The 17,400-nt window shown below is 41.3% G+C and carries 2 protein-coding genes; both read right to left on the reverse strand.

The features are described 5' to 3' along the window. Positions 1–13: 13 nt before the first annotated feature. Positions 14–15,778 carry a T9SS type B sorting domain-containing protein gene (locus ACF3OB_RS02585; protein WP_392448224.1) on the reverse strand — a complete coding sequence of 5,255 codons (15,765 nt, stop codon included), beginning with the start codon at positions 15,776–15,778 and terminating at the stop codon, positions 14–16. Between the two features lie 208 nt (positions 15,779–15,986). Next, a complete protein-coding gene (locus tag ACF3OB_RS02590; RefSeq protein WP_392448227.1) occupies positions 15,987–17,393 on the reverse strand; it encodes a PorP/SprF family type IX secretion system membrane protein in 1,407 nt (468 codons plus the stop codon). Between the last annotated feature and the right edge of the window lie 7 nt (positions 17,394–17,400).

Raw genomic sequence — 17,400 nt, forward strand, 5'->3', positions numbered from 1 at the left:
TCAGCCTCTATTTTTATCTGAATAAAGTCATATTTCCGAGGAATTCACGACTATCGTCTTTATCCTCATTCAATCGGATAATGTACCAATAGTCACCCGTTGGTAGATGCTTACCTTTGTAAGTTCCATCCCAGCGTTGTCCTTTTTCCAATTGAGCTATCAATCGACCATATCGATCGTAAATTGCAATGGTCATATTCGGATAACTTCTCGGATCATTTGGCCCCCAATCGTCATTATTTCCATCTCCGTTAGGTGTAAAATTGTTCGGGATTTTGATGTCGATAAACTCTTTTTCAATGGTCAGTGTTCTCGTACATCCTAAATCGTCTAGCACCTCAACATCAATTTGCTTGATAACTTTTCCGTCAGGAGTAACATATCCTTTATCTGCTGGCATGATGTGATATTCGTTACCGTCGTCACTAATAATTCCATTGAAACGGTAAGTGTAAGGAGCTTTTCCTCCTGTTGCTTCTACCTTAATAGTATTCAATGATTTAGGATCTGTTTTATCTGTCAACATCAACGGATCGTACTCTTCAACATCGAAATACTGACCTACAGGAATGGTGTACGTACACGTTTTATAGAAAATAGTGAAGTACTGATCTTTACCCGCTGGAATATTTCGTATGATTGCTTTGTTACCTATGAACTCACTAAATGGTACAGCGTCTACTAAATTGGTACTATTCAATGCATAGAATGTGTTACTCGCTGTCAAAATCGTATTATCGAAGAACAACTCTATGTAATTTTCACTTACTGAGGTATTATCCCAACTTTCACGACACTGATACTGAACCTTGATAGCTTTTGAATTTATCGGTTCAATATTTGGTGCTTTGCCTACTTGGATTGTAGCTGTTTTCGTACACAAGGATGCATCGTCGGAATAAAGCAACTGATATGTTCCTGGAACTAATCCTGTTTTTGATATTACTTGCCCTTGTACTATTCCTGTTGCTGATTCCACTAACGTACCATCGGGAGCTGTCAACGTATAAGCATATTGAGGTCGTCCGCCTTTGATTTCAAAGAACAACTGTCCATCATTAACTTGATAACACGTTTCGGTGACAGAACCTGTTTCTACGTATAACACATCAGGCTCGGCAAACGTAAATATTTCAGTTAGTACACAACCCAATTGATTATCACGTACGGACACTTCATAAGTTCCTGCTGGTAAGCCTCTAAAGGTTCCTGTTGTTAGGTCAAAAGTTCCTATGTTAGGTGCTATTCGATAGGTGTAACTTGCTGAACCTCCGGTCACTTGCATTACGATACTTGCATCACTCTCTCCATTGCAGGAAACTTGGGTTGTACTTGTCACAACGGTCAATGGATCGTAATGAGGTACAAATACGGTTGTTTGAGTCGTACATCCATTCGGATGAGCCACAGTAATGGTGTGTGTTCCTGACGAAACATTTGTGAATATATTATTTCGCTGTGGTGTACCTCCATCAAGAGCATAAGTTACTAACGAAGCATAGTTCGAATTTACTAAAACAATTACTTCACTGCTAATTGTATTTGCGGAAACACATTCTACTTTAGCTGTTGCTGACAATTGCAAATCAACTCCTGCATTGATGCTCGGAATGACTACATAAGTACTACATCCATTGGCATCTTTAACAAAAATGACTTGATTTTCACCCGCAGGTAAGTTGTCATAGTACACACGACCATCATTGCTTTGCGTCCATGTTGCAGATACTGCGTTTGAATTGAAAGCTGTATGGTAAGGTGCTTTACCTCCCGAAATAGTGATAGATGCTGTTGCATCGGCTGCTCCGAAGCAAATCTCATGTGTTACAACATCCAACACAGCAGTTAAACGAGTGGCTGCTTGGATAGTTACATCAAAATCAACATAACATCCATTTTCATCACTTGCTCTTACCAAATAAGTGCCTGGTGCGTATTCCTGCTGATTGATAAATTCAACTGTCACGGCTCTATCCAATCGTGGTGAAATGGCGTAAGTAATGCTTCCTGTTCCTCCTGTAGCCATTACTTTTATCGTTCCATTATTCTCACCAAAACATGTTTCATCAGTGCTGGTAGCTGTTCCCCAAACCAAAGCTGGAGCTTCGTTGATGATTATCGGATGGATTGTTGAGGTTACACAATCGTCACTCTTCAGTGTAACTTGATAAGTTCCTGTAGCTAAACCTACAAAAATTCCGTCAAGAGTTGTACGTGTAACGACGCTTCCATCAGCTAAGGTACCTTTAAGTTCAAACTGATAGTTTCCTAAACCGCCTTGAGCAGTAGCTCTAATCTCTGCTGTACTCTCTCCATTACATTTCACATATGCATCGGTAGTATCTACAGTCAATGTAAGCGGTTCTATTGGTAATATCTCAATCGTATTTGAAACTTCAGATAAACATCCGTTACTATCTTTCGCATAATAGGTATATGTTCCCATTGGCACTGATAACACGTCAGCCACTGTAAACGTTCCTGTTGGCGATGTGCTGAATGTGTATCCAGTACCTGAACCTCCTGATGCAACCAAAGTAATTTCTGCATTTGTTAAACAAGTCAATCCTTTGGTAATAGTAGCATTCAAACGTACTGGAGTTGGTTCGGTGATAGTGATATGTATGGTTGAAACTTGGTCACAACCCCATCCGTCTATTACTTTCACTTGGTAGACTCCTGCTCCTAAATTAGTAAACGTTGGACTATCCTGAGCTCCAGATTCATAGACTTCAGTTCCAATAGTTGAAATCAACACATACTTGTAGTTACCACTTCCTCCCATGACACTTACAGCTGTGATACTGGCTGATTTATCACCGTAACAAGACACCTGAGTCACGCTCGAAGTCAAATTAAGTGTTATTGGCACTGGTGGAGCGATTGTAATAGTGGTCATGGTTGCCGTTGCAGATGCTGTAAGTTCACAACCTCCCATGTCGCGTACTTTCACTTCATAGTTTCCTACTCCTAAACCTACGAAAGTTGAGGTGGTAGTATAAGTACCGTACGTTGGGTGAGGAATTCCATTCATCCACAATTGATATTCGTAGTTACCCCATCCGTATTGAGCTTGGACATCTATTACAGCGTTGTTTCCTTCACAAGTTAATGGTGCTATGATGGTCGCCGTTGCTGTCAAGGCTATTGTAGGGCCTGATACGGATACCAACGTTGAGGTTACCGTACAGAATGGTATTCCATTTTCTGTCAATTCTACTTTATACATACCTGTCGGCAATCCACCAATATCCACACGGTGAGGCAAACTTGCCATAGTTGTCGTGGCCGTTCCTGAAGCTACCATCAATGAAGTAGCATCATCAATTACTCGATACGCATAACTACCTAAATAACCTGTTGTTTCTAACGTAATAACTCCGTCAGAAGCTCCATAACAAGATGTATTTACTTTTGGTGAAACCTTGATTTCAATGTTATTATACGGATGTACGGTATATGTAGTCACAGTATAACATCCTGTATGATTATCTATTATTTTAAATTCGTACATACCCACCTCGGTAATCTCAAAAGTGGTTGTTGAAGAACCTGCTATTATGGTTCTCGTTGTTGGTGACACCACTCCTACTCCCGAAATACGATTTCCTTCGACCGTATACCCTTGATTTGCTCCACCTGTGATGGTTACAGCTATGGTTTCCGGATTCGCACAGGTAATGCGATTCGTTCCCACTACCGACACGCCTTGGATAGCAGGGAATGGCTGCACTACTACAGTGGTTGTAGTTGCACATCCGTGCGAATCTTTAACGTACACCGTAATGGTTTGTGTGACTCCGGTATCGATAATAGTGAACACTCCTGAGGTGTTAGTGAAATCTGTTCCGTCGATGCTGTAATGGTACGGTGCCGTTCCTCCATTACCCACCGCCGTGATAATCACAGGTTGTGGTAAGTTACTTGGGTCACAAGCAAAAGGCGTTGTTGTCGCCGTAACCCCCACTACAGTTGGTTCGCCTATAGTTACTGTATCTGTAGTAACACAACCTCTTACGGATGTTACTACTACGGTGTAAACTCCTGCTGATAAATCTTTAAACAAGAGAGAAGTTGGCACATTCGCTACGGTTCGGGTTTGCGTAACGAAACCTGTCGCCGTACTTGTTACTACCACTTGGTAGTCCAAATGCTGTTGTGTCTGTGGCACATCGACCGTGAACCATCCATCAGCACCTCCGTTACACTTCACATCGCTACGCGTAGTTGTAAACGTAGGTGATACTGTTGGTGTTAGTTCAAAGGTAACAGACTCTGTTGCACAACCCGTAACCATATCGTACACCTCAACCGTATAAACTCCTGCCGTAAGTAAATTCGTAAACAAACCGCTATTAATTTGTGTTACAGTTGCTCCTCCCCCTGGAGGAGTCACTGCATAACGGATATTTGTTGAATGTCCTGCACTGTGGGTGATGGACACGGTTCCGCCTGTTGGTGTACTACACGTAATTTCTTTCATCACCGTTGCATGAACGTTTGTGATAGGTGTATGCAAAGTTGTTGAAAGCGTTGCCGTTGTGATGGTATGACAACCCCAAACATCGGATACTTTCACGTGATACGCTCCCGCATCTAAGTTTGTGAACGTTACTGTGGTTGCCGTTGTGGTATTCAATACCGCATGGGAATTTCCACCTCTGAATAATTCAAACGTGTAGCCCTCTCCTGCTCCACCGCTTACCGTTACACTCATCACTCCACTTCCTGCCACACAGTTTTGCGAAGCAATGGTCATTGTAGCTGTCAATGGCACTGGATTGGTAAGTACTACGGTCGCTGAAATTGTTTCTTCACATCCTGTACCTGCCTTATCACTGATTTCAACTTTATAGGTATCAGCTACCAAGCCCGTAAATCTCGGATTCGGTTGCCAAGCTCCTACAGTTCCTGTTGATTGTGGCGTAATTCGGTAACGATAGTCACCCCAACCGCCTGTAGCGTTAGTTACTTCAATCACTCCGCCATTCACACAAGTGATAGGCTCTGTGGTTACAGAAGCCATCAAGGCTGTAGTTGGTTCAACAACAGTGAACACGTACGATTTGTCACAATTTGGTACGGCTTGTTGTTTCACCGTTATTGTATATGTTCCTGCCAATAGGTTGGATAGAGAGATGTTCTGCGTTGTTGCTCCTGCCACCGTTGTTCCTACTGGTAAGGTTGTAGTTCCAAACTGTACGGTGTACTGATATGCCCCTGTATAAGTAGCATCGGTTAGCGTTATGTTCGCTGAACCTGTTCCTCCTTTACAGTTCGGATTGGTGATGACAGGTGTGTTAATCACAAAGGTATTCGGGTCTTTTACCGTATGTACCGCTGAAATCATACAACCTGTTTCAATGTGTTTCACCCAAAAACGATGTGTACCTACCAGTAAGTTTGTGAATAAAGTTGATGTCGCTGTATTCCAAACAGGGTCATTCGGTGCGGGTGGTGTATCGGCTTTAATATACCTAAATTTACCCAGATTCATCAAGGTTGAAGTCACAGCGATATTCACATCTTCTCTTGAAACACAAGTAATTGCATTGACTACTGCTACGGTTGCTGTTTTTAACTCGTCATACTGAGCAATAGCTACCGTTATTGGTGTGGCTGGTGGATTCAGACAACCATTAGCATCGGTAATAATTGCCTTCACAACGCCACCAATTCTGTTTGTAACAGTCATTGTTGTGCCGTTAACGGTAATATCATCGGTTGTAATTGCTGTTGTTCCGTTGTCATATACCAACTGGAAGGTGTAAGGAGGCGTTCCTCCTGTCACTTGCGTTGGGTCAAGAGTTACCACCACTGCATCGGAAGTATTGCCTGTCGTACATTTGAACGCCGTTGCGGTTAGTACTCCTGCTGCTGATGTTATCTGTGCTGGTTGCCCTACGGGAACAGTTACCGTTGTGGCACAGCCATTATTTATATCCGTCATTGTGATGTTATACACACCTGCTGATAACCCTTCAAAGGCTTTTGCAGCTGTATTAAACGTAGCTGGTGGCACTATAGCTGGTGTTATGGTATACGTGTAAGTGCTTCCCACTACTTGTTCGTGGATAAATATCTTACCATCATTGCCTCCATTACAAGTTACGGATACCGTAGTAGTCGTAAACGAAGGTACAACCGCTGGTGCAACCTCTACAGTAAAGGTTTTAGCTGGACAGTTTGTATGGTTATTGTATAGATGAATGTCATATGTTCCTGCAGTAGAAGTAGTAAACGTAAACGTATTGGTTGGTAACTGTACTTTTGGTACAACTACTACTCCTCCTACTTCAACTTCATAATCATAACTTCCTGAACCTGCAGTTACGTCTATCTTAATTTCCGCTGGATTCATAGTTCCACAACCTAACAATTTGGTTTGTTGTACGGTTGCTTGCATCATCGGATGTAAGGTTACCGTAGTTGTTCCTGTGGTTATACAACCCGTAGTAATATCCTTAATTGACACAATGTAGTTACCTGCCTGTAAATTAGTAAACGTATTGCTCGTTTGCCATGTGCGAAGTGTCGGCCCTGCAAGTGCATACTCATAGTTTGCCCCTGCTGGAGTAACCTGAATTGACAACGGTTCTGAACAACTGTTAGCTGTCCCCGTTGGTGCTGGCGGTGGAGCAGGTACGTTGAGTGTCAAAGGTGTAGTAAGTGTGAAACCACAACCATATTGGTCTCTCACATGCACCGTCACATTGATGGTTCCTGGTGCCGATGGATTGATGTTACTACGTGGAATTTCAATAGGATTATTGCTCGTCCAAGTTATTGTAGCAACAAAAGCAGGACTGGTCAATTGGTATTCGTAAACACCACCTCCTCCTAAAACGTTTTCAACCAAAATACGTCCTGAAATATCACAAGTTACGTCTTGCGTAATTACCCGTGCAGTTGCTTCAATCTGATCAAGTACTCTCATTTCCACATTTGCACTTGCCCACTCACAGTTAGTTACTGCTTCTTTTATAAGCATATAGTAGGTTCCAGGTGCTTGAACCGCTACAGGAGGCAAGGTTACTGACGCACCTTGTGCAGGCATCATTACTCCAGAACCTGTTGAAACTGGAGCTGTTTGTCCTATTTTATATACCTCCCATGTAAAGTTTCCTGCCGTTGTCGTTGATGAAGCTGAACGCATTACCGTAAATTCTATTGTTCCCGTTGTTGTTCCATGACATGCCGGCTTCACTTTGGTTGCGGTAATATGCACTGGTGGTACATAGTTCTCATAAAGATTTTGCGTATTTTCTTTAACACAATTAGTATTATCCAACACCAAGAAACGATAGCTACGACCTGGAACTAAGCCTGTGAACGTATGCGTTGTTCCATTGGCTGGTGTTGGCGTTACCCAAGCTGTTGAACTCCCCGCTGGTATTGGGTCAGAAGCAGAATGCAATATAGCGAATTTATACGGTCCTGTTCCGCCTTTTGCTCCAACGACTACTTCCATTCCTCCTGCTGTACAAGTATTGGTAAATGTTGCTAAATTCGTTGAAATAGTCAAATTATCCAATGGTAACGGCACGGTCTCCGTAGGCATTTTTTCAATACAAACGGCTGTTGCTCCTACTCCTGCTCCACTTGGCACAGTTTTAAACCAAACCGTGATTTGCTGTCCTGTAATGAATCCTGAAATTGTATTTGTTGGATTCAATGGACTCCATGTTCCTCCAAAATCTATTGAATAGAACAAATCGTACCCTGTCAAATTATACGCATCTATTATTGTCTGTGATACCGTCAATTCCAATGGCACTACACTTCCAATAGTAACACAATTGGTAGTCGTACTTTTGATAATACCCATAATCTGTGGTTTGCCTGTAACGGTTGCGGTGTATGTCGCCACACAACCATAGCGGTCAGTAACCGTTACGGAGTACGTACCCGAAACTACATTCACAAACGTATAGTTTGTAGCAATCACATTGTTAAATGTTTGTGAAATGGTTGGTGTTACGGTATTTTTCAATGCAAATGTATATGGAGCATGTCCTGTAACGTTTGTTAATGCTACCGTTCCATTGCTTCCGAAACAAGCAGGATCATTAGCCGTAACAGTAGCTCCTACTGCTGGAGCTGTTCCAATGGATACCGTTTGTGAAATTATACAATCTGCTGATTTCAAATACACCATGTAATTTCCTGCTGTGGTTACTGCAAAGGTATTCGTTGTACCCAATGTTGGCATTGGAGCTCCCACTGGTGCAAAACCATACTCATAGTTTCCGTTTCCTCCTTGAGCGGTTACCGTAATGCGTCCATCGTTACAACTCTTATCAATTGTTTGTAGATCCATGATCAACTTCGGATGAATAACTAATGTTTGAGTCGCTGTACAGTCGTAACTGTCAAGCACACGGATAGTGTACGTACCGTTTGATAATCCTTCAAAAGCATGTGTTGTTGGGTTTGTTGGTGTTATCCACGCACCACCGTTGATGCTAAACTTATAACCTCCGTTACCATCTGTTACATTCACTTGGATCGAAGCATCATTATTCCCTGAGTAACAGTTTTGTGTAGTAGCTGTAAACGACACGGTTTTTGGAGCTACCAAATTCACTGTGGTCGTAGCTGGACAACCTTTGGCATCTTGCACCGTAAAGATTTGTGTTCCATGAGGAACACCTACAAATTCTGGTGAATTTCGTGGTGTTCCCGTTCCTAATTGGTATTGGTAAGGAGGCGTTCCCCCACCTGCTGTTAGGCGTACGGTTGCTCCCGTATTGGAACATTTCTGTGGTGTAATAAGCGTTGATGTTAAGGTCAATGCCGTTGGTTGTGTTACTTTGAATGGCACTGTAACGATACAACCGCCACCTACGTGTTCCAATGTCAAGGTGTGAGAGCCTTCCCCTAAATTAGAAATCGTTAGGGTTGAATTGGTTGTAGCAGTACTCCAAGCACCTGCGTTCAAACGATGGCGATAGCCCGTTGCAGCAAAGTTTTCGACAAAGAACTGAGCCGAACCATCGTTACCTCCATGACAGGATGGTTGTGTAATTGTACCCGCTGTAGCTCTAAATTCTTTATCCGTAGCTACTTGTACGGTTTGGGTTACTGTGAAATCACACATTTCTGGTTCTTGATATACCAAAATATCGTCAAGAGCAAAGTCATTACCCGAAGTGGTATTATGTACAGTTCTTATACGGATAATCAAACTCGTATTATTTTGTGGATCTATCGTTCCATAGGCATCGGATGAAAACTCAGCCCATGCATCCGCATTTCCTCCATTAGGCTGTACGTCTGCTGAAAGAATTTGTTGCAAAACAGTTTCTGCATGCGTCATCGGGTCTCTAACTACCACTTGAATCTGCATACTCGGATTTACTCCTGAGGCAGTGCTGTACAAATTAAATCCAAACATTTTGAATTTAATAGGTTTATTTGGTAACACATCGTGTACTTCTTTCTCATAAAGCACACCTCCTGCCGCCAACTGTGTTCCTATATCCACAGCCATATAACGTCCTCTTGGGTCTGTACCTCCTGTCGTACGGTCATTAGGGGCAAGCCATCCTGAAACACAAGTGCCTGCATTTGAAAAATCTGTTTTATTCGTTATCGAATAAAGATTGTGATTCAAACAATTAGTTCTCGTATCCACAAATGAAAATGCACTTGTCACATTTGAACTTGGCTCTGGTGTTCCTGAACCGAAATCTTCGTGAATCAAAATAACAGGATTTGGTGCAGTCACCTGTCGATACTTAATCGTAATAATATTATTCCCTGTGGGTAAATTCGTCAAAACGTTGGTGGTGGTTGGTGTACCTCCATTCACTGAATAAGTGTACGAATACGTTCCTTGGTCGTTGGTAATGGTAACCGTTCCTTTTCCATGACAGTCGTATGCCACAGCAGTTTGCGTGAACACAGGTGGTGTCAGTTTTTGTGGTACGTTCACTTTCATTTCAAATGGACATCCGTTGGCATCGCGCACCCAAACACTTTGGTTATTGCCCGCTGGCATCCAACCTTCATTTTGATTTACCCAATCGCCATCAAAACGATATTTATATGGAGGAGTTCCGCCCGTTACGTTGGTTATACGCACTTTCGCCTTATCTGCGTTAGCTCCTGTACCACAGCCTATAAATTGAGACACTCCTGCAAATCCACGAATTGCCGTAGGTTCTGTAATAGTTACCGTTTGTGTTGCATCGCAATTTTTAGCATCGCGTACGGTAACGGTGTAAGTTCCCGCAGACAAGTTATTGAAAACATTAGAAGTTTGTGGTGTTCCTCCATTCAATATATAGGTATAGCCTCCAATTCCAGTAGTTACATTAACTGTAATTGAACCTTTACCTCCGTTACACAAAGCATTCGTTTGGGCGGGGGTGAACGTTGGAGGTACGGGAGTCGTTAAGGTATGTGTCGTTTGGGTTTTACAACCTTTGGAATCGGTAATTTCAATGGTGTACGTTCCTGCTACATCGCTTTCATAAATAATAGTAGCCCCTGTTACAGCCGTTGTTCCCTGCACTGTGGTTGTTCCGCGTTTCACTACGTAGGTTTCTGAACCATAACCACCTGCTATATTCACCCGAATACGACCCCGATTGTTAGGTGCTGGGTTACAGGTAATGTCACGCTGTACAGACGAAGCCGAAACATGCAAACGCGGTGCAATTCGAATGGTTTCCGTTTTCGTACAACGATGAGCATCGGTAACCGTAACGGTATAGGTGTTCGGTTGTAGGTTCGTAAGCGTATGACTCGTAGCGTTCGTAGTCGTATGAACAGCCCCATTAACTCTGAAAACAAACGGTGGCGTTCCAGTAACATTGAGAGTAATAGAAGCTCCTGTTCCCGTTGTTACGCAATAGTTAGAAGTCGGAGCAATAGTAATGTTCACTGGCGGTGCAGGATCAACTCTAAAACTTGTAGCCACTGAACATTCATTGATGTCCTTCACGTGAATTTTATAATTACCTACACTATTAATTTCAAATGAAGGGCTACTTTGATAAGGAGTTGTTGTTATAACTCCTCCAATGTTGGATTCTAACGCGTACGTAAACACTCCTGTTCCTCCTGAAGCCACCGCCGTTACGGTCACCTTAGCAGGATTGCAGCCTAAATACTGTGTCGGAATTGGAGTAACGGTAATGGCTGGTGGTGCTTTAATTTCGAATGTATCGGTAATCTCACAATTCGTTGAAGTAGCACTATAACGGAATTTCACCGTGTGATTTCCTACTGACACATCATTCCAAACGAATGGATTCGCGGTTTCTAACGTCCACGTTCCTCCGTCTTTTGACACATAGTAACCTGTTGCGGCTGCGTTTCGTAAATTAATTTGGTATTTACCTTTGCTGTTAGGTGTTGTTGTAGTGGTTGGATGACATTTTGCATTCTGAACGACACGTGTATTCGGATTTGTAGCAAACTGCTTGTCTGGCAACACAATAGCAGTTACTTGTGCATCAAAACCACATACCTTGGGCACTTGGTATACAAAAATATCGTCAATTGCCAAGTCATTACCATTGGTTTCAGGACTCATACTTACCACCTCAATACGCAATGAAGTTACATTAGGAGCGGCTAACGTTCCTGAGAAACGTTGCCACGCTCCTCTAACCTTTCCATTAACAGGAACGTTTCCTGAATTTTGTTGCGTTCCAATGATTTGCCCCGTAGCAGTGTTTACCAAACGAATAGCAAATATTGGTGGTTTACATGAAGTACAGTGACATAGGTTGTAAACGTACATTTCAAAACGAATTTCCTGATCTGGAATTACATCGTTTACCTCTTTATAGTAAATTGGCTTGTTAAATCCTACACTTCCCACATTCATTGCTAAATACCTTCCTGTAGGATCTGATGGCGAGGTATGGTCTGTTGGAGCTGTCCAACAGCCATTAGCCAACGGACCTGAAGTAGGGTGAGTAATAGTACCCGCTGGCATAACAACATATTGCCCATCAGCTATGGTTGAGGTATATTTGTATGTATAATTAGGATGTACGTTGGGGTTAGGTGTATAACTTCCGTACCCAAAGTCTTCTTTTATCAAAATACTGGGCGTGGGAGCCGTTGGATCAGCATATTTGATAGTAATTGTATGTGTCCCTGGTGGTAATCCTGAAATGGTGGACGAAGTATATGTATTTCCGTTATATTCATAGGTATAAAGAAACCCACTTTGGTTATTGTTAACCGTAATGCTTCCTCGTCCTTCACAGTCATACGCCACAGAAGTCGTAAAATTTGGGGCTACAGGACGGTTTGGCACATTTACTTCCATAGGACCAAACTCACACTCATTGACCTTATCGCGTACAAACACATTATGTGTACCGGCTGGTAACCACGCCTCAGATGTGGTTACCCAAGTTGCTTTATTGTCGAAACTGTATTGGTAGTTGCCTGAGCCTCCTTGCACGTTGGTTACACGCACTTTGGCTTTATCCACATTCACTCCCTGACCGCAACCAATCAACTCGGTTACTCCCGCAAAGGCTGCCGTAATTTTAGCGTTGTTCACAGGTGGTAAAGTTACCGTTGAAGTGAGTGTACAAGTAGCTGAACCTGAAGAAATTACCAAAGAAGGCGTATAAGTTCCTCCCGCCACAAGCCCTGCAAAAGTGTTTGCCACCTGTGATGTAAGTCCTCCGTCTATGCTGTAACGAATTTGGAAATTCGATGGATTGCTCGTCACATTTATCTGCAATGCTACTTTTTGTCCACAATCGGTTAATCGAGATGTGGTGGTAAATGTTGGGTGTGTCAAAGCATTGACGGTAACCGATGTATTAACACTACAATTGTTAGCATCGGTTACTTTAACGTTATAAGTTCCTGTTGCCGTTACCGTAAATTCATAGAATTTACCCGTGTAGTTATACACATAAGTAGTTCCACCATCAATGCTATATCCATAGCTCGTACCAGGTGTTCCTCCCTGTGCTTCCACTCGAATCACCGCCTCACCACACATCAAATGACGTTTCACCGTAGCTGTGGCTTTTAATTCAGGGAGTTTATTAATTGTTATAGCTTGGCTCAATGCACAACCATCGGGAGAAGTTACCTGTACATAATAGTTTCCATCATTCAAATTAGGTACAGTGATGTTGGTGGTATCCGTAGCATTCACTTGGTAGACTACTGCCCCTGAAGCAGATGCATTTCTTACAACATAGGTGTAAGGTGGGAACATATCCGATACGCTAATTTGCAAACTACCTTTGGAATTCTGACATGCCAACGGTGTTGCTGCTACAGCCAGATTCGGATTTTTACGTATAATTGAAGCAGGAAGCTCAAAGATACAGGGAGTGTAAGTCGATCCTGCTGGTAATGCCTGACGAATCAAGACTGTATAAGAATCTGGATTCGTAACAGTAAATTTATTTGAATTCTGATAATTAACTACAATGTTTCCATCACTACCTCGCAAAGCATATTGATAACCTGAAGTTGGATGAGTTACAGTGATTTCACCTTGTTTTGTACAAATGATGTCACGTGTGGTTACCGTAGGGGTAAGCTCCGTTTTAGTTACTCTAAAATAGAATACCTGCACACAACCTCCCGCGTAATTAATTTCAACTCGATAATCTCCCCCTTGTCTAACATTGTAAGAACTTCCTGTGTGTACTGTATTCCATGTACATCCGTAGTTATCCAGTACGGGGCAAGTATCAGGATGCGTGGTAGGAATGGTACAGTTATTGCGTTTCTGCCAATTGTAACTAACTGCTCCTGCGGTGTTTAACTGCAACAGTTTGGTCGCAGAAGTACCACAAAGATAAATTTGCGGATAGTCCGAACCGTCATTACCGCAAGTCAGCACCAAAGAAGCATACTGATTGATTGGATTGGTTGCCTGAGCATCTGAGTGCAAAACTACTTCTATTTCTTCACGCATATCAGCACAACCCGTTTTTTTCTTTAAAACCTTATAAGTACCAGTCTCTGTAACTTTTAACGTTTGTGATGTTCCAATGATTGTTGAGCTACCTTCTTTTGTCCAAGCATAGGTCTCAAAATCTGCACCCGCTACCAAATCAAGCGTTTTCTGACAAAGAGTTTCTTTTCTTTTACTCACACAAGTTTTTAAATCAGCAATGAAAGTTGAAGGTCCTTCAATACCATTTAAACATGTTCCAAAACTGCTTGAACTTTGTGCTTGAAAATCCGAAGGATTATAACTCCCTTTATAAGTTGCCTCTATAATATTTCCGATTCTATTGGAACAAGCATTTCGCAATCCGTTACAATCATTGGGAACCTTAACCTCAAATGAAATTTTATTCCATGTCGTTTGTTCTTTTTTCACAACATGATTTGGAACATTGAATTTAATAGTGTGGTTTGCAGGATTATAAACATAGTCAACCCCCGCTACAGGATTCGAATTCCACCCGAATTTAACAGATGAAATAATGTCTGTATATATTAAATTTTCAGACAGTACGTCTGTAAGCTCCAAATTTTCAGCATCATCATTTCCCGCATTCCTGAATTTGATTTCATAACGTAACTTATCGCCTAAATTAACCGTACCTCCTGTTACATCAGCCTCTCCATTGACTTTATATATTTTCTTTTCTATCAATATTTTGGGAGCAATCACATCAATCCCAAAAGCAAACATATAGGGATAGATTACATCCCTCCCTGTGGTAATTATCAATTGGGTAGCTGTTTGATTATTTGCTAATATGTCATTGTTTGAATTGTCTACCTTGAAAATACCTGCATCATATCCAAACAAGTTAGTACTATTGGGTCTTTTGTGATTATACATTCCGTTAACATCGGTAATTTTACTATTAAAAAAATCATACCGAGTTGACAAACCAATAGCTGTTGGTTCTCTGCTAGGGGCTGTCAATGTACGAACCTGTTGTGCACCATTCACTATTTGGAGTACGTCGTGAGGCTTACGCTCTCCTTCTAATGCACTAAACGCAATTTTAGCATGTACAGGTCCCCTAGGAATTGTTCTAAATCCAGAAATAGGAATGTTAAGAATTCCATTATTTTTAACTACAGAAAAACCATCAAATAAAGTAATATGTTTGCTGGATAAAGTTGAATTTTCATATACTACATACAATGTCCAACCTCCTGCAAATCCTACATCAGAATCTCTTCCATGAGCAGCTCTCAGGTCTGCTACCATATATTCTCCTAAAAAATTTCCCCTAGCTATTTCAGTCTGCTTCAATAATTCTGTTACATCGGCAACGTAAACATAAGCTCGTTGATGATTTCCATCATTAGCATTGTATGACAGTACATCTCCTCCATCATATACCTTTTCTCCTGTAAGTATATGATAACCCGAAGATGAAGGAGTCTTAAACTTTACCTCTTTAAATTTCGCTTTTTGCAACTCAGGTTGCGTTGGAGCTAATTTCTGATTCATATAAACAGCACTCCAATAGAGATATGCCTGTTTCACCTTTGAACAAGGAACAAGTCCACTTTCCAAAACTATAGAAGCTGCACTTGAACTAAACGTTGTAGGATCACTGTCTATATCTATATAGTAAAGTGGTACATTTTCGTTACTCGTTGCAGACCCCGTATAAACTTGATTTGCTTGAGTTGAATTTGTTCCATAATTCAAAATAGAATTCCCTACTACGAGCATGTCTCCATTCAGTGTAACATTATACCTGTAAGGTACAAAACTCTCATAGGACTGAGCTTGTGCAAACACTCTGTTACCACCGACTATTGCCAGTAGTAACATAAGAAAAAAAGATGAATTTCTCATATTTATAAACATAGCTTTTTCACTTTTATATATTTTTCAATTGCTTTATTTTTCTGCCAAATATTCAGATGGGAATTCCCTTTACCCCCTCTGAAACTATCCGTATGAAACACTTGAAAGACCAAATGTAGGAACGACAACGGTTAGAAATCAAAATATACAAACTATTTTAATCTCTAACCATTATCCTCTCTCTCAATTTACGTTATTATCGACTTACCCTCAGAATCCAAATACTTCTGTCGGCAAATTCTGGTCGTCTGAGCGTTTCGGTCATAACCACTCCTGCTTCTCCTTTGCTACTGTACGCCTTGTTAAGGTAAACGTACGTCATTCCATTTTCAGGGTGTACAAAAGTATATGCTGTCAATCCAAGCCCTCTAACATTTTGTAAATATTGGTAAGCTCCTTTAGGATTTCTATAAACTCCCGCGATAACGTAGAATCCTTCTGAAATTTTATCATTTGCAATCTTGTGTTCCTGTACTTTCAGACGTTCTTCCAATCGTTGCATAATTGTTTTCGGTTTCTCCTCTGGCTTCGGAGGAGGCGGTGTTGTTTGAGTGGTTGGCGTCACCACCGCTGGTTTTTTCTTCTCTTCTTTGGCTCTTTCAGCAGCCTTACGTTTGTTTTCTAACTCGACCTCTTTTGCTTTTCTGTCTTTTGCTAATTTTTTAGCCCTTGCTTGACGCTCACCTCCGAAATTATAGGCAAGAGTAATCTCATAAGTCCCCCCTAAATTGCTTACATAGGAACCTATGCCTTGTTCGTAGCCAAATCCTGCACTTAGGTTAGCGTTCACATTGAACCCTAAACCTGCTGATACTCCATATTTTTGATCATATCCAGCATGTACCCAACCTAAAGTAGGCATGTCGAGCATTGCATGTCCACCCATTTGAAAATTATCTGCACTTTTTCGTCCTCTTGCTAACACGGACAAAGTAGCCTCTTCCAAAACTCCACTACCTGCTGTCATCGTATTTCGGTACATTACGTGCCCTGTAAAAGCTTTATCACTAAAAGGTACGGCCATCTCACCTCCAGCTAATGCATAATCAATCAAATTTTCAGCATTCAATCCAAAATGTATCATCCCGAAATTTATATCGAAAGCTGGATTTATATTAAAAATCCCAGTATTGCTAAAATTCGCTAAAAAAGGATCTGATGAATCATTAGCTACAATCTTCCCTTGAGCAATACCACTCATACCAAAAGAGGCATTAATCCCTAATCTCAAATAGCTCTCATCTCCCAAACCTATCTGATGAACATAATTTCCTAAAAAACCTGTATTCTGAAACACTCCAATCTTTTTCTGAAATGCCATAACATTAATCACCTCATTATCAGACCATTTTTTACCATAAGTCCCCATAAAAATACTAAAGTTATTTTGAAAATTCATCCACTGCTGTCTGTGATACAATGCCACATGTGACTCTTTGTACCCAAAAATTGGAAAAGCTGGATTCATCAAAAACGTGTTGTATTTTACAGCTGTATGTCCTGGTAAATCATGTGCTAAATAATAGTTATTCTTTTGCTGTGCCCACGAAAACTGAACTAACAACATCAAAATAACCCATGTAACAGTATTTCTATTCATCATCTTCTTT

Source organism: Capnocytophaga canis (assembly GCF_043187445.1).
In the GTDB taxonomy this organism is placed as follows: Bacteria; Bacteroidota; Bacteroidia; order Flavobacteriales; family Flavobacteriaceae; genus Capnocytophaga; species Capnocytophaga canis.